The organism is Flindersiella endophytica, from assembly GCF_054779015.1.
Genome location: NZ_BAAGYY010000016.1, coordinates 291,101 through 306,161 on the forward strand (window position 1 = coordinate 291,101; position 15,061 = coordinate 306,161).

16 protein-coding genes are annotated in these 15,061 nt (G+C 68.9%); 6 read left to right on the top strand and 10 right to left on the bottom strand.

Annotated elements, in window-relative coordinates:
- Positions 1–33: 33 nt before the first annotated feature.
- A complete protein-coding gene (locus ACYVF6_RS18690; RefSeq protein WP_460522926.1) occupies positions 34–1,536 on the bottom strand; it encodes a sensor histidine kinase in 1,503 nt (500 codons plus the stop codon).
- Positions 1,537–1,599: 63 nt separating this feature from the next.
- Here ACYVF6_RS18690 and ACYVF6_RS18695 point away from each other — a divergent pair, with 63 nt between their 5' ends.
- The gene (locus ACYVF6_RS18695; RefSeq protein WP_460522928.1) at positions 1,600–2,508 is read left to right on the top strand and encodes a DUF2785 domain-containing protein; all 909 of its coding nucleotides are present in this window, start codon (positions 1,600–1,602) and stop codon (positions 2,506–2,508) included.
- A 46-nt stretch (positions 2,509–2,554) separates the two neighbouring features.
- Positions 2,555–4,228 (top strand): acetolactate synthase, encoded by a 1,674-nt coding sequence (locus ACYVF6_RS18700; protein WP_460522930.1) that lies wholly within the window; start codon positions 2,555–2,557, stop codon positions 4,226–4,228.
- 115 nt (positions 4,229–4,343) lie between these two features.
- Here the strand turns inward: ACYVF6_RS18700 and ACYVF6_RS18705 are convergent, their stop codons facing one another.
- The 4 genes from ACYVF6_RS18705 to sodN all read right to left on the bottom strand — a co-directional run bounded on the left by ACYVF6_RS18705 (position 4,344) and on the right by sodN (position 7,393).
- Positions 4,344–4,595, bottom strand: coding sequence for a WhiB family transcriptional regulator (locus tag ACYVF6_RS18705; protein WP_460522932.1), 252 nt, complete (start codon positions 4,593–4,595; stop codon positions 4,344–4,346).
- Positions 4,596–5,373: 778 nt separating this feature from the next.
- Positions 5,374–6,228, bottom strand: coding sequence for an RNA polymerase sigma factor SigF (locus tag ACYVF6_RS18710; RefSeq protein ID WP_460522934.1), 855 nt, complete (start codon positions 6,226–6,228; stop codon positions 5,374–5,376).
- Entirely contained in the window at positions 6,228–6,761 is a 534-nt protein-coding gene (locus tag ACYVF6_RS18715) for an ATP-binding protein (protein ID WP_460522936.1), read from the bottom strand. Before ACYVF6_RS18715 ends, ACYVF6_RS18710 begins: the two co-directional genes overlap by 1 nt.
- 227 nt (positions 6,762–6,988) lie before the next feature.
- On the bottom strand, positions 6,989–7,393 hold the full coding sequence (sodN, locus tag ACYVF6_RS18720) for a superoxide dismutase, Ni (RefSeq protein WP_460522938.1): 405 nt from the start codon (positions 7,391–7,393) through the stop codon (positions 6,989–6,991).
- A gap of 136 nt (positions 7,394–7,529) precedes the next feature.
- Between sodN and ACYVF6_RS18725 the strand changes: the two genes are divergently transcribed.
- The 3 genes from ACYVF6_RS18725 (at position 7,530) to ACYVF6_RS18735 (ending at position 10,461) form a co-directional block, all read left to right on the top strand.
- Positions 7,530–7,829 (top strand): S24 family peptidase, encoded by a 300-nt coding sequence (locus tag ACYVF6_RS18725; protein ID WP_460523113.1) that lies wholly within the window; start codon positions 7,530–7,532, stop codon positions 7,827–7,829.
- Between the two features lie 215 nt (positions 7,830–8,044).
- Complete coding sequence (locus ACYVF6_RS18730; RefSeq protein WP_460522940.1) at positions 8,045–9,244, top strand: NAD(P)-dependent malic enzyme; 1,200 nt, start codon at positions 8,045–8,047, stop codon at positions 9,242–9,244.
- A 242-nt stretch (positions 9,245–9,486) separates the two neighbouring features.
- The gene (locus ACYVF6_RS18735) at positions 9,487–10,461 is read left to right on the top strand and encodes an MDR/zinc-dependent alcohol dehydrogenase-like family protein (protein ID WP_460522942.1); all 975 of its coding nucleotides are present in this window, start codon (positions 9,487–9,489) and stop codon (positions 10,459–10,461) included.
- A 169-nt stretch (positions 10,462–10,630) separates the two neighbouring features.
- Here the strand turns inward: ACYVF6_RS18735 and ACYVF6_RS18740 are convergent, their stop codons facing one another.
- The 4 genes from ACYVF6_RS18740 to ACYVF6_RS18755 form a co-directional block, all read right to left on the bottom strand.
- The gene (locus tag ACYVF6_RS18740; RefSeq protein WP_460522944.1) at positions 10,631–11,383 is read right to left on the bottom strand and encodes an amino acid ABC transporter ATP-binding protein; all 753 of its coding nucleotides are present in this window, start codon (positions 11,381–11,383) and stop codon (positions 10,631–10,633) included.
- Complete coding sequence (locus tag ACYVF6_RS18745; protein ID WP_460522946.1) at positions 11,383–12,213, bottom strand: amino acid ABC transporter permease; 831 nt, start codon at positions 12,211–12,213, stop codon at positions 11,383–11,385. The genes ACYVF6_RS18740 and ACYVF6_RS18745 overlap by 1 nt, the downstream gene beginning before the upstream one ends.
- Positions 12,210–13,055: an ABC transporter substrate-binding protein gene (locus tag ACYVF6_RS18750; protein WP_460522948.1), complete on the bottom strand. Its 846-nt coding sequence runs from the start codon at positions 13,053–13,055 to the stop codon at positions 12,210–12,212. The genes ACYVF6_RS18745 and ACYVF6_RS18750 overlap by 4 nt, the downstream gene beginning before the upstream one ends.
- Before the next feature lie 121 nt (positions 13,056–13,176).
- The gene (locus tag ACYVF6_RS18755) at positions 13,177–13,353 is read right to left on the bottom strand and encodes a DUF6104 family protein (RefSeq protein ID WP_460522950.1); all 177 of its coding nucleotides are present in this window, start codon (positions 13,351–13,353) and stop codon (positions 13,177–13,179) included.
- 371 nt (positions 13,354–13,724) lie between these two features.
- Between ACYVF6_RS18755 and ACYVF6_RS18760 the strand changes: the two genes are divergently transcribed.
- Entirely contained in the window at positions 13,725–14,009 is a 285-nt protein-coding gene (locus ACYVF6_RS18760; RefSeq protein ID WP_460522952.1) for an LLM class flavin-dependent oxidoreductase, read from the top strand.
- Here ACYVF6_RS18760 and ACYVF6_RS18765 read toward each other — a convergent pair.
- Entirely contained in the window at positions 13,972–15,054 is a 1,083-nt protein-coding gene (locus ACYVF6_RS18765; RefSeq protein ID WP_460522954.1) for a hypothetical protein, read from the bottom strand. The genes ACYVF6_RS18760 and ACYVF6_RS18765 overlap by 38 nt on opposite strands.
- Positions 15,055–15,061: the final 7 nt, after the last annotated feature.

The following is a 15,061-nucleotide window of genomic DNA, read 5'->3' on the forward strand; positions in this document are numbered from 1 at the left end:
AAAGGTGGCCGGTAGCAACGCGCGGAAGGGCGCTCAGCTGCGCTGCGGCAGGTCGATCACGGCTTGTGTCCCCGGCCCGTCGGCTACCGGGCCGATCGAGAACTGCCCGCCGAGCTCGCTCTCGACCAACGTACGAACGATCTGCAGGCCCAGCCGGCCGGTCGTCTCGGCGTCGAACCCTTCAGGCAGTCCTTTGCCGTTGTCGGCAACGGAGACCCTCAGGCTCTCACCGCCGCCGGCCTTGCCACCGTTGCGGCGCTTGGCCGGCCCGCGTTCGACCGTCAGCTCGATCGTCCCGCCGGCGCCGCCGAGCCCATGCTGCGCGGCGTTCTGCACCACCTCGGTGATCACCAGGGCAAGGGGAGTAGCGGTCTCGGACTCGAGCATGCCGAAGTCGCCGAGACGGCGAGTGGTCACGCGGGCGTCGGCGACCGACATCTCGACCACCATCGACAGCAGTCGATCCGCCACCTGGTCGAAGTCGACATGCTCGTCGAAGCCCTGCGACAAGGTCTCGTGGACGATCGCGATCGAGCCGACCCGGCGTACGGAGTCCTCCAGGGCCGCTCGTGCGTCACCCGGCCCGACGCGGCGCGCCTGCAACCGCAGCAGCGCCGCGACCGTCTGCAGGTTGTTCTTGACGCGGTGGTGGATCTCGCGGATCGTGGCGTCCTTGGTGAGCAGCTCGCGCTCGCGGCGGCGGAGGTCGGTGACGTCGCGCAGCAGCACCAGCGCGCCGACGTGAGTCCGCTTGGCCACCAACGGAATCACCCGCAGGTTCAGCGTCGCCGCGGCGTTCTCGACCTCGACCTGGCGCGGCATCCGGCCGGACAACTGCACCGTCGTCGCTTCCGCTACCGGCCGCGCCGACGGCGGCGCCAGGGAGGTCGTGGCCATGCCCAGGTGCCGCCCGATCAGGTCGTCCGACAGCCCGAGCCGCCGATAGCCCGACTGCGCGTTCGGACTGGCGTAGCTCACCACGCCCTTGGTGTCGAGCCGGATCAGCCCGTCACCCACCCGCGGGGAGGAGTCGAGGTCGACCGGATCGCCCGGAGGCGGAAACCGCCCCTCGCAGATCATCTGAGCCAGGTTCGCGGCCGTGTCGAGGTACGTCAGCTCCAGCCGGCTGGGCGTGCGCAACGAGCGGGCCGTCGTCGTCCGGGTGATCACCCCGAGCACCTGGTCGGCCCGGCGCACCGGAATCGCCTCGAACCTGGGCGGGACGGCGTCGCGTAGTTCGGGGTCGCCCTCGCGGCAGATCCGACCCTGCGTGAACGCCTGGTCGACCAGCGGCCGCTCTCCGACCCGGCCGTAGGTGCCGACCAGGTCCTCGACGTGCGCGGTCGGCCCGGTGGTGGGGCGCATCTGCGCGCCGACCCAGTATCCCCGCAGGTCACGATCTGGAACCCACAGCACGAGGTCGGCGAAGCACAGGTCGGCCAGCAGCTGCCACTCCGCGACCAGGCGGTGCAGCCACTCCTGGTCTTCCTCGGGCAGATCGGTGTGGCTGCGTACGACGTCGTCCAAAGAATGCACGCCGTGAGCGTATCTCCCGGCCTGCGCACACGAAGACTGGTCCGATCTGGAAAGATTGCCGCCGTGGGGGTCACCTCAGGGTATTGGGAACGGGTCCGCGCCAGCGGTTTTCGGCTGCCCGAAGACCGCCCGCTCGACGACCTGACCACTGAGCTTGTCCGCATGCTGGGCGATCCCGACCCCGACGTCCGTGACGGCTTGGCCTATCCCGTGCTCGCGACCTGGATCGGCGAAGGCGTCTACGACGACCTGCTGACGGGCTTCGGCGACGGCATCGCGGAGGGCCTGTTCATCGGCCTGGGCGAGGACGGCACCGACTCGGTGTTCCGCCGCTCGTTCTGCGCGCTGCTGCTCGCCGAGACCGCCCTGCGCGAGCAGGTCGCCCGCGTCGTCCACTCCGACGCGGTGTTCCGCTGGGGCGATCGAGCGGCCTCCTGGCTCGTACGCGAGCGGGATCTGCGCGGATACGTCGAGGACCGCGGCTGGGCGCACGCGATCGCCCACGGCGCCGACCTGGTGGCGGCACTGGCCCGGTCGCAGCACTTCGGCAAGCTCGAGCTGACCGTCCTGCTCGATGTCGTGGCCGACCGGCTGCTCACGCCGACCGACTATCGCCTGACCCACGGCGAGGACGACCGGCTGGCGTTCGCGGTGATGACCGTGCTCCACCGCAACCTGATCACGATCGAGCTGCTCGAGCCCTGGGTCGAACGGCTGGCCGTCGCGCTGGCCCTCCCGGAGCAGGCCGAAGGCCAGCTCACTGCTCCGGAGTGGCCGTCGGCCGTCGCGTTCAACACCGCGAGCTTCCTGCGTGAGCTGCATCTCCAGCTGGCGCTCGGCGTACGTGGGGGCGAGTCGACGCAGGACGCCGATCTCTTCCGGCGGCCGCCGCGGGTCCGCGCCGACCTGATGCTGGTGCTGCTTCGCGTCCTGCGGCGGACCCGCGCGTGGCGGTATTCCGTTCCCGACTGAGGTTTCACTGTGCGGCTTCGTCGTGTGGCCGGTAACTTCTCTCGCCATGGAAGATCAGCAGCACGAGCGGCACGGGGGAGAGCTGGCGGTCGAGGCCGCCCGCGCGTACGGCGTCGACACGATGTTCACCCTGTCCGGCGCACACGTCTTTCCCCTGTACGACGCGGCGGTCGGCGGCAAGGACCGGCCCGCCGACGCGCCGATGCGGCTGGTCGACACGCGGCACGAGCAGACCGCGGTGTTCGCGGCCGAGGCGACCGGGAAGCTGACCCGGACGCCCGGGCTGGCCGTGGTCACCGCCGGTCCGGGCGTCACCAACGGGATCAGCGCGATCACCCAGGCCTCCAAGACCGGCTCGCCGCTCGTCGTACTCGGCGGGCGTGCGTCCAACGGGAGCTGGGGGCGCGGCAGCCTGCAGGAGCTCGACCATCCGCCGCTGCTCGAGCCCGTCACGAAGCTCGCCCGGACGGTCGGGAAGGTGGGCGAGATCCCGGCGGCGGTCGGTGAGGCGTTCGCGCTGGCGGGGTCGGCACATCGCGGACCGGTGTTCCTGGACGTGCCGATGGACGAGCTCTACGGCCGGGTGGTCGCGGAGGTGCCTGCCGCTGCTTCCCCGGGGGCTCGCGAGCCGGACGGCGACGCGCTCGCCGAGATCGCGGCGCTGCTCTGCGAGGCGCGGCAGCCGGTGCTGATCGTCGGCTCCGACGTCTGGCTGGACGGCGCGGAGAACGCCGCGCTGGATGCCGTCGAGGAGCTCGGCATCCCGACGATCACCAACGGTATGGGCCGAGGCGTGCTGCCGGCCCGGCACCCGTTGCTGACCAACCGCGTCCGCGGTCTGGCACTCGGCCGAGCCGACCTCGTGATCGTCGCCGGCACTCCGCTGGACTTCCGGCTCGGATACGGCGCGTTCGGCGGCCAGGACGGCGCACCGGCGGCCCGGGTCGTCCATCTCGCCGACGCCCCCGAACAGCTGGCGGCGCACGTCGAGCTGGCCGGGTCGGCGGCGGGATCGCTCGAGCTGTTGCTGACCGGACTGGTGCACGCCTGGAACCAGCAGCTGCGGCACCCCGACTGGTCGAACTGGGCTGCCGAACTGCGGGGCGCCAACGAGCTGGCGATCGCGAAGGACGCCGACCTCCTGGCGTCCGACGCCGACCCGATCCACCCGGCCCGGATCTACGGCGACCTGCTCCCGATGCTGGCGGACGACGCCGTGGTGATCGGCGACGGCGGTGACTTCGTGTCGTTCGCCGGCCGGTTCGTCGAACCGATGCGACCGGGCGGCTGGCTCGACCCGGGTCCGTACGGCTGCCTGGGCGCCGGCCTCGGCGCGGCGATCGCGGCGCGGCTGGCTCGGCCCTCGGCGCGGGTCGTGTTGTTGCTGGGTGATGGTGCCGCGGGCATGTCGTTGCTGGATGTCGACACGTTGGTCAGGCATCGGCTGCCGGTGGTGATGGTGCTGGCGAACAACGGCTGCTGGGGCCTGGAGAAGCATCCGATGCGGATGCTGTACGGCTATGACGTGGCGGCGGAGCTGTCGGCGGATGTGGAGTACGACGCGATCGTGCGTGCGCTGGGTGGGGCGGGTGAGACCGTGCGGCGCCCGGCCGAGTTGGGTCCGGCGTTGGAGCGGGCGTTCCGGGCGGATGTGCCGTATCTGGTGAACGTGATCACCGATCCCGAGGCGGCCTATCCGCGCAGGACGTTCGGAGTCTGAGACGGCCGAGTCCAGACTCCGGACGTACAAAGACCCCTGCGCCACCCGGCAGGGGTCTTTGGGAGCTTTGCTTTCGCGTACGTAGGTGAGTACGCCTTACAGCGAGGGGTTCAGGTCAGATAATTCGAGCACGGGACCGAGCGGCACGCCGCTTGAGAGCCCGTCGCTCGTCCTCGCTCATGCCACCCCAGACACCGGCGTCCTGGCCGGACTCAAGGGACCACTGCAGACAAAGGTCGACGACTTCGCAACGACGGCAGACCGCCTTGGCCTCCTCAATCTGCAGGAGCGCAGGCCCTGTGTTCCCAATCGGGAAGAACAGTTCAGGGTCTTCGTCCCGGCAGGCGGCCTGGTGGCGCCAGTCCATCAACGTCTCACTCCTTGCGTTCGGCGCGTGCGGACCCAGCCGCCCACGCTCTATGCGGATGTTTGGAATTAGCTTTTGCTGTGTGAACACTTTCACGATCCATCGCGCGAGGACATGCCAACGTCACCAGGTAGGACCTGAGAGACTCCTCAGATCGATCCAGTTTGGCTGCGTCCACACGGTGTGCGATCGCTGCGTCAGCCCCCGGCGCCGCAGCCGGTCAGGCGCGGCACCTCTCTGCGGGCACCATGCTTTCAACTATGCCAGCGATGCACAAGACCCTTTCGGGGTCTAAGCACCCAAAAGTTGGTGTCAGTTAGATCACAGCACGGGTACGTCACTCACCGGCTGTCATCCTCGTTAGGAAGTGACCGCCAAGTCCGGGCCTTGATGACGGTCCGTGACCGGTTCCGTGTATCCGAACGGCAGGGCTTCCCAACGCCTTTCGGAGATGGTATCTGCCACTGAACGCCCGGCCATCGCCGGTGCCGGAAACTGGCCACATCGGCATCGCCGGCTCCCGGCCCCAGGCGGCCGGAGCGTGGCAGCGGCCGACTGAGCAGCCGCTCGGCCACCGATTCGCGCGTCGTGAACTCCACGTCGTCCCGGCCGTCGGCGGGCAGGCAACCGGCGACCGCCGGCTCATGATCACGTGGCGCTGGCCGCACTGATCGTCACCGTACGTACGCAGGCGCGACCGGGCTCAGATGCGGCTAATCCGCGCACTCCGACCCTGTCGAAATGCGCCGGTGAGATAACGAACCGAACCGGGAAATGGTTAGTCGGACAGCAGCCGTTCGCGTAGTTGAGCCAATGTCCGGGCCAATAGCCGGGATACGTGCATTTGCGAGATACCGACTTCTTCGGCGATCTGAGATTGGGTCATTCCGCTGAAGAATCGCAGCAACAAGATCCGCTTTTCGCGCTCTTGCAGCTGGGCCAGCAAGGGTCGCAGCGCCTCGCGGTACTCCACACCCTCCAGCGCGTCGTCCTCGCTGCCGAGCGAGTCGACGACCGCCGGGGCGTCGTCGTGCCCCTGATCAGGGGCGTCGAGCGAGAGCGTGCTGTAGGCGTTGGCCGACTCCAGGCCCTCCAGCACCTCTTCCTCGCGGACGCCGAGCTTGACCGACAGCTCGGCGACCGTGGGGGAGCGGCCGAGCTCCTGGGTGAGATCGCCCGTCGCGGACGCCAGCGACAACCGCAGCTCCTGCAGCCGGCGTGGCACCCGGATCGCCCAGCCACGGTCGCGGAAATGCCTTTTCAGCTCGCCGACGATCGTGGGGGTGGCATAAGTGGAGAACTCGACACCGCGCTCGGAGTCGAACCGGTCGACGGATTTGATCAAGCCGATCGTGCCGACCTGGATGAGGTCGTCGAGCGGCTCGCCGCGGTTGCGGAACCGGCGGGCGAGGTGCTCGACCAGCGGCAGGTGCATCTCGACCAGGTGGTCTCGGATGCCGCTGCGCGCAGGGTCTTCGGGGGTGAGCTTTCCGAGCTTCTCGAACAGCTCGCGAGTGAGCGCCCGGGTGGCCGCGGCGCCGTTGAGCTTGGGTGGTTCCGGTTGGACTTCGGATCCCCCGTCCGGCCGCACTTCCATCGCCGTTCCAGGGTCTTTGATCGCGGACTGGTCCATCACTGCTCCGCCGCGCGGGTTTCGATGCCGGCGCCTTCGCCACTCTGCGTGGTCTTGCGGCCCTCGGCGGCTTCGACAGCCTCGTCGATCTCGGCGCCGGCACCACCGGAACGCGCGTGCAGCGAGTGGACCTCGGCGTCGGGCATGCGGACAGCCTCGGCGCGCTTGGTCAGCGTCAGCGAGACCCGCGAGTCGGCCTCGTCGATCGTGGCCTCGATCGGGCCGGCCAGGGCGGTGAGCACGGTCCACGCGAAGGAGTCCTCGGGCGGAACGTGGGGCTTGCGTGACTGCGCGCTGACCGAGGTCGTGAGCACCTGCCCGCTGAGTGCGAATCGGCAGGTCAGCGACGATCCGGAGGTCGCCTGGGCGAGCAGCAGCGCACTGGCCTCGTCGACGGCGATCCGCAGGTCCTCGATCTCGTCGATCGTGAAGTCCAAGCGGGCGGCCAGTGCCGCGGCAGTCGTGCGCAGCACCGACACGTAGGCGCTCAGGGCCGGGACCTTCAGCTCAACGATGTGCTGGTCGTCGGTCACCTTCGTGTGCCTCCCTTTACTGGGCCTTTATGGCCTGCTGTCTCGCCGCAGGCTACCTCTTGCACGTGCGAGGCGTCTGCCATCCGAGCGTTTCGTAGCGTGTCGATCACTTACTGTCAGAGTATGCCGGGACGAACCGGACAAGCCAAACGCGTCCCGCCCCTCGGGTATGTCCGAGGAGCGAGACGCGTTCGGTGCGAAGCTCGTTCGCGAGACGACAGCGGCGGTCAGGACGCCTTCTTGGTCTCCCAGAAGATCTCCGCGATCTCGTCGATCTTCGCGAGCAACTGGTCGGCGGTCGCCACGTCGTTGCTGCCCTTGGTGCCGCCGGCGCCCGCCAGCTTGGTGGCCTCGTTGACCAACTGGTGCAGCTGGGGGTACTTCTCGAAGTGCGGCGGCTTGAAGTAGTCGGTCCAGAGCACCCAGAGGTGGTGCTTCACCAGCTCGGAGCGCTGCTCCTTGATGAGGATGGCGCGGGCGCGGAAGTCCGCGTCGTCGCTGGCGTTGATCTTTTCGGCGATCGCCTTGACCGATTGTGCTTCGATGCGAGCCTGTGCGGGGTCGTAGACGCCACAGGGCAGGTCGCAGTGGGCGGAGACGTCGACGGTCGGAGCGAACAGACGCGAAAGCATCCGTGGTCCCTTCTTCGCTTACCTGTGTCTAGATTTGTCTTCTCTTCGTAGAAAACTACTCCTGGCCGTACCCCGGAATGAGCATGGGTGATCAATGCCACGGCAACCGATTCACGGAGCGATCGGTTTGGCGGTCGTGCGTGGCCGTTCGATGCTGCCGACCCTGCGGGAAGGCGATCGGCTCCTGGTGAGGTACGGCGCCGTGCCCCGGGCCGGAGCGCTGGTGGTCGTACGGCTGCCGGATCGGCCGCTGTCGGTGAAGCGGGCAACGCATCGTGAGGCCGGCGGCTGGTGGGTGGAGCGGGACAATCCTGCCGAGGGCGTCGACTCGTGGTTGGTGGGAGCGATTCCAGATGCCGACGTCGAGGCCGTCGTCCTGGCCCGGTTGTGGCCACGGCCGAGCCTGTCGCTGAAGAAGCGAAGTCGATCCGGCTGAGGCTGGAGGTGGGTCCGGCAGGGTCTGCGGGCTCGACTCGAATGTGGCAGACTGCTCCGGTACGGGCGACCCCCGTAACGGCGTACGCCGCGTCCCATCGCATCGATGAGTGATCGCCGGCTCCGGCGCCGACAGTCGCCGCTTCGGTATCTCGTTCAGGCCGACAGGCCTGCGAGCCAAGCTCACTTCCACCTACCTCAGGCCAGGGTCCCCGCATGTCTGTCGAATCGCTGTCTTCTTCTTCCACCACGCCCGGCTACGACGAGTCCGACCCGGTGTTCGAGTTCCACCGCGGCGGCAAGCTGGACGTCACCTCCGCCGTGCCCGTGCGCGGCCGCGACGACCTGTCGCTCGCGTACACGCCTGGCGTCGCCCGGGTGTGCACGGCGATCGCCCAGCACCCCGAGCTCGTCCACGACTTCACCTGGAAGTCGTCCACCGTGGCCGTCGTCACCGACGGCACCGCCGTGCTCGGCCTCGGCGACATCGGGCCGGAGGCCGCGCTGCCCGTGATGGAGGGCAAGGCGCTGCTGTTCAAGAAGTTCGGTGGCGTGAACGCCGTGCCGATCTGCCTGGACTGCACCGAGGTCTCCGAGCTCGTCGAGACCGTGGCGCGGCTCGCGCCCGCGTTCGGCGGCATCAACCTCGAGGACATCTCGGCGCCGCGCTGCTTCGAGGTGGAGCGGCGGCTGCGGGACCGGCTCGACATCCCCGTGTTCCACGACGACCAGCACGGCACGGCGATCGTCGTGCTCGCCGCGCTGGAGAACGCCATGCGGTTCACCGGTCGTAAGCCTGGTGACGTGCGCGTGGTGATCTCGGGCGCGGGTGCCGCCGGTGTCGCGGTGTCGGCGATCCTGCTGGCGTCCGGGTACGAGAACCAGGTGATCGTCGACCGGCGCGGTGCGCTGCACACCTCGAGGGACGACCTCAACCCCGTCAAGCGCGCGGTGGCACAGTCGACGAACCCCGCAGGGTTGTCGGGGCCGCTGGCTTCGGTGCTGGCCGGGGCCGACGTGTTCATCGGCGTGTCCGGCGGCTCGGTGCCCGAGGAAGTCGTCTCGACGATGGCCGACGACGCGATCGTGTTCGCGCTGGCGAACCCGACGCCGGAGGTCGACCCCGCTGTGGCCGAGCGGCATGCGGCGGTCGTCGCGACCGGGCGTTCGGACCACCCGAACCAGATCAACAACGTGCTGGCGTTCCCCGGCGTCTTCCGGGGTGCGCTGGACGTGCGGGCGAAGGCGATCACCGAGGGCATGAAGCTCGCGGCGGCGCGCGCGCTCGCGGAACTGGTCGGTGAGGAACTGGCCGCCGACAAGGTGATCCCGTCGCCGTTCGACACCCGCGTGGTGCCGGCGGTCTCGGCCGCGGTGGCGCAGGCCGCGCGGCTGGACGGCGTGGCGCGACTGTAGTTCGAACCTTTGGGCCGGCTTCTGGACCGGCTCTGGGCGGTCTGCGTTTGGTGAGGCGGCGAGCGGCTAGACGATCTGTTCCAAGGGGTCGCCGGTCAAGCGCGCGGCGGATGGCGCCGCGCTGGGAAGGCGGAGGAGGAGCCAGGAGGGGCCTCCGGCGATCGACGACAACGCAGCCAGCGTGGATGCCAGGCGTCGCGCGTCAGGCGACCCCCTGGAACAGATCGTCTAGGGTGCCTAGCATGCTTGCCGCCTTCGCCGTACGCCAGTCCGCTGAGGATCCGCTGTCCGCGCTCGAGATCGGCGAGGTCGCCGCATCGGAGACGCCGGCGGACTGGGAGACCGTCACCGTTCGGGCCGCGGCGCTCAACCACCACGACCTGTGGTCCTTGCGTGGCGTCGGGCTGCCCGCTGACCGGCTGCCGATGGTCCTCGGCTGTGATGCCGCGGGGGTCGACTCGGCCGGCAACGAGGTGGTCGTGCACTCGGTGATCTCCTCGCCCGACTGGCTGGGCGACGAGACGCTCGACCCTCGGCGTTCGCTGCTGTCGGAGCGTTACCCGGGGACGTTCGCCGCTCAGGTGCGGGTGCCGGCGCGCAACCTGTTGCCGAAGCCTCCCGAGCTGAGCTTCGAGGAGGCCGCGTGCCTGCCGACGTCGTGGCTCACGGCGTACCGCATGCTGTTCACGCAGTCGGGGCTGCGGCCGGGCTCGACCGTGCTCGTCCAGGGCGCCGGCGGTGGCGTGGCGACGGCGCTGATCGTGCTGGGCAAGGCCGCCGGCTATCGGGTGTGGGTGACCGGCCGGTCGGAGGCGAAGCGGGAACGAGCCGTCTCGGTGCTGGGCGCCGACGCGGCCTTCGAGTCCGGCGTCCGCCTGCCGTCCCGCGTCGACGCGGTGATGGAGACCGTCGGCGAGGCCACGTGGTCGCACTCGCTGAAGTCCCTGCGTCCGGGCGGCACCATCGTCTGCTCCGGCGCCACGAGCGGCCCCGGCCCGGCGGCCGACCTGAACCGCGTCTTCTTCCTCCAGCTGCGCGTCATCGGATCCACCATGGGTACGCGGGACGAGCTGGCGAGCCTGCTGAGCCTGTGTGCCACCAACGGCATCCGCCCGGTGATCGACCGCGTACTGCCTTTGTCCGAAGCGAAAGAGGGCTTCGCCGCCATGGAGTCCGGCGACCTGTTCGGCAAGGTCGTCCTCACGCCCGAGGCCTAGGGCGACACCCTCGTCGTCCGCGAGTGGTGGCTCTGAGTCAGCGAGCCGGCCGACGCCCGCAGCGGCCCGTTCGCCAGCGAGTGGCTGAGCTGGCGCCCGCGCTGGACTGCGCGGAGCCGGACCCCCCGGAGTTCCGGCGCGGCGGCCGCCACTGGGCCGAGGCTCCGCCCTAGGTCGGCTGGACGTGGGTGGGGTCGAGGACGCGCTTGAGGAAGGTGCGGGTGCGTTCTTCCCTGGGGTTGCCGATCACTTCTTCCGGCGGGCCTTGCTCGACGATCACGCCGGCGTCCATGAAGACGACGCGGTCGGCCACTTCGCGGGCGAAGGCCATCTCGTGGGTCACCACGAGCATGGTCATGCCGTCCTCCGCGAGCTTGCGCATCACCGTCAGCACGTCGCCCACGAGTTCGGGGTCGAGGGCGGACGTCGGCTCGTCGAACAGCATGAGGGCGGGGTCCATCGACAGGGCGCGGGCGATCGCCACTCGTTGTTGCTGCCCGCCGGACAGCTGCGCGGGGTACGACGCCATCTTGTCCGACAAGCCCACCCGGTCGAGGTTGTCGCGCGCGACGCGGACCGCCTCGGTGTTGGTCCGCTTGAGTACGGTCGTCTGCGCCACCGTGCAGTTGGCGAGCGCGGTCAGGTGCGGGAACAGGTTGAACTGCTGGAACACCATCCCGATCTGCCGCCGTGCCGCGTCGATGTCGCAGTCGGGGTCGGTGATGTCCACACCCGACACGTGGACGCTCCCGGCCTGCGGCTGCTCCAGCAGGTTGACGCAGCGCAGCAACGTCGACTTGCCCGAGCCCGAAGGCCCGATGACGCAGACGACTTCGCCGGTCTCGACGATGAAGTCGATGCCGCGCAGGACGTGGTTGTCGCCGAAGGACTTGTGGAGGTCGCGGACCTCGACGAGTGCCATCAGCGCGCCTTTCCAGCCGACTGCTCCATCCGCCGTACGACGAACGACAGCGGCAGCGTGATGAGTAGATAACAGACCCCGGCGACCACGAGTGGCGTGAGGTTCGCCTCGCTGTTGGCTTCTTGCCGGCCGAACGCGGTGAGCTCCATGGTGCCGAGCGCGACGTCGGTGGAGACACCGATGATGTAGATCAGCGAGGAGTCCTTGACGAGCAGGATCAGCTCGTTGGTCAGCGGCGGCAGCACGATCCTGAATGCCTGCGGCAGCACGATCTTGCGCATCGCTGTGCCGGCTGACATGCCGAGCGAACGCGCCGCCTCGACCTGTCCGCGCGGCACCGCCTGGATCCCGGCGCGGATGGTTTCGGCCATGTAGGCCGCCGCGACGAGCCCAAGTGCCAACCACACCGTTCCGAACGTCCCGCCCGGAACGCTCACCCCGAGAGCGAGCGGCAGCAGGTTGAACGCCATGAAGACGATGATCGCCGGCAGGCCGCGGAAGAACTCGATGTAGCCGGTCGCGAGCCAGCGGTACGGCCCGACCGAGCTCAGCTTCATCAGGGCGAAGAGTGTTCCGGCGACCAGTCCGAGAACGAAACCGCCTACGGTGTAGATCAGCGTGTTGACCAGTGCGTACGCGATGCCACTGGTCACCGTGCCGACGATCAGAGACGGCCGGAAGAAGACGTCGCCGATGGTGCCCCAGTCGGCGAACAGGATCAGGAGGACCGCGACCGCGACCAGGACGGCGTACTGAACAGCGCGGGAAACCTGGGCCCGCTTGCGCGGGCTCAGCTTTCGTCGCGGTGCGGTGTCCTGGACGGCTGTCATCCGAGCTGCTGCCCTGGCTCGACGCCGAACCACTTCTTGTAGATCTTGTCGTAGGTCTTGTCCTGCTTCGCCTTCGCGAGCACGGTGTTGAGGCGTTTGACGATCGCCTCACCGTTGGCGTCCTTGGCCGCGGGGAAGCCGTAGTGCTCGTCGGTCTGGAACGACGCCGCGACCTTCATGTCGGGGTTGTCCTTGACCCACGGGAGCACGACACCGTTGTCGTTGATGGCGGCATCGACGTTGCCGGCCTTGACGTTGTTGAGCTCGATCGCCAGGTCGTCGAACTTGATCGGCGCCTTCAGGCCCTGGATCGACTTGGTCTGCTCCTCGACGTAGGCCTGGCCGGTCGTGTCGGCCTGCACGCCGATCTTCTTGCCGGCCAGATCCTTCAACGACGTGTACGGCGCGTCCTTCTTCACGACCATGACCTGGGTCGCCTCGAAGTACGGGTCGGAGATCGTCAGCGCCTTCTGGCGCTCAGGGGTGATCGTCATCGCACCCATGCCGACGTCGCAGCGCTTGGCCTTGAACGCGGCACCGGAGGTGACCTGCTCCCACTCACCGAGGTTGACGACCTTCTGCTCCAGGCCCATGTCCTTGGCCAGCAGGTCCAAGAGGTCGACGTCGAAGCCGACGATCTTGTTCTTGTCGTTCTTGTCCCTGTCCTGGAACGGAGCGTAGGGCAAGTGGGTGCAGACGGTGAGCTTGTCCTTCTCGACGATCTTGATGCCGTCGACCTCAGCGCCCTTGTCGCTTCCGCACGCCGCACCGGCCAGGAGGAGGGCTGTGGCGGCAGCGGCAGCGCCGAGGCGACGCAACGGCCGAGCACTTCTGACGTTCATGAAAGATGCCTCCTAGAGCAGGTACGACGCGATCTCGATAGCCGTGCATACTGGCACATCTGTGCCTCGATGTCGCTAGATACCTGCCGATTGACCCAAGATCGTAACTGCCTGCTGGGGTCTATTCCTCCTCGTCGTCGAGCCGCGCCAGCCAGGTGGCCAGGCGCTCGATGGGGGTCTCGAACTCGGGGTTGAGGTCGACGAACTCCTGCAGCCGGTCGGCGAGCCAGGACAGCGTGACGCCCTCCTCGCCGCGCCGGTCGGCGAGCTCCTCGATGCCGCGGTCGGTGAAGTACACACGTCAACCCTAATCGGGCGGCTCGGCTTGACCTCAACCCCGCTTGACGTTCGACGACAGCGGTGGACGGGGCGCCGACGGTGGCGCAGGCCGCCCGGGACCAGGAGGTGGGGTACGAGGCGGTGTGGATACCCGACCTGCTGCTCGGGGACGGCACCCACGCTGGAGCCCGCGCTCGTGCTGGCGACGGCCTAGACGATCTATTCCAAGGGGTCGCCTGACGCGCGAGGCCTGGCATCCACGCTGGCTGCGTTGTCGTCGATCGCCGGAGGCCCCTCCTGGCTCCTCCTCCGGCTGTGCCCACCCCCACACGAACGGCGCCATGCGCCGCGCGCTTGACCGGCGACCCCTTGGAACAGATCGTCTAGGCGGTGACCGAACGAGTGAAGATCGGGTTCAGCGCGCTCGTCCTGCCGCTACGGCCGGTCCCGTGGCTCGCGGCACAGGTGGCGACGTTGCAGCAGCTGTCGGGCGGCCGGCTGGTCCTGGGCGTGGGCTCGGGCGGGGGTTCGTTGCCGAGCGTCCCTGGCTCGGATGAGCCGGCCCGGCGCGCAGGCCGGCACGTCACTGTGCCGGCCTGCGCGCCGGGTGAGCCGGTCGAGCCGTTGGCAGGGCTGATCAAGCGGTCGCGCCGGCCGCCAGCAGGCGCTCGATGACTGCGTCCGCGGAGGTCGAGCCTTGTTCAGCGGCCCACCGTGCGCAGGACAGCACGGTGGCGTGGTGGCTGTTCTCGGTGTCGTCGAGCGCCGCGCCGTGTGCCAGCAGGACGTCGACCACGGCGAGGTCGGCTTTGATGGCTCCCCAGTGCAGGGCGGTGAAGCCGGCGAACCCTCTCGCCGCCAGGTCGACACCGCAGCCGGCGAGAAAGTCGACGATGCTCGCGTGGCCGAGGGCGGCGGCGCAGGTCAGCGCCCATTCGAGGTTGCCGCGCGGGTCTTGCCGCGGCTTCGGAACGCCGACCGGCGCCAGTCGAACGTCGGGCCGCAGCCGGCCGTGCTCGTCGACCATTGCGCGGACGAGATCCTCCCGTCCCAGACCGGCCGCGGTGACGATGGTGTCGACCTTGGCGCCGCGTTCGACCAGTGCGTCGGCCGCCCCGGTGTACTGGAACAGGACCGCGGTGAGCAGCGCGTCGTCGACCGCCGCGCCGAAGTCGGCGAGCTTGTGGACGAGCGCGACCTGCACCCCGGCCTCGGCCGGATGGACGCTGGAGACCAGCAGACCCATCGTGGTGGCGGCAGTGCTGTACATCTGGGCGGTGGCATCGGGATCGGACCCGCGCCGAAGCAACAGGTCGGCGATCTCGACGGCGTTGGGCGGCGACTTCTGCCGATACTGCTCGACGCCGTTCGCCGCGACGTAGTGGAGCAGCGTCGCGCCGTGTACGCGGGCAGACCGGTGGTGGACGAGCTCGGGATCCTCGTCGAGCAGGGCTTCGAGTGTGGCGAGATCGCCACCGGCGATCGCGTCGGCGGCGGCTTCGAACCGCTTGGTCGGCCCGTCGGCCAGGCCTGCGATGTGCTCGGCGAACTTCGGCCAGCTGGTGAAGCCGTGCTCCCTGGCGATCGCGAGCTGCGAGTCGGACAGCGACAAGCTGGACTCACCAGTGGCTCGGGTGGCTTTCAGACGATCCTTGGCCTGCTTCTTGTACTGCTCGAGATTGGGACGAGCGGGCAGCGGCTTGGAATCGATGGCGTCCATGCGAACG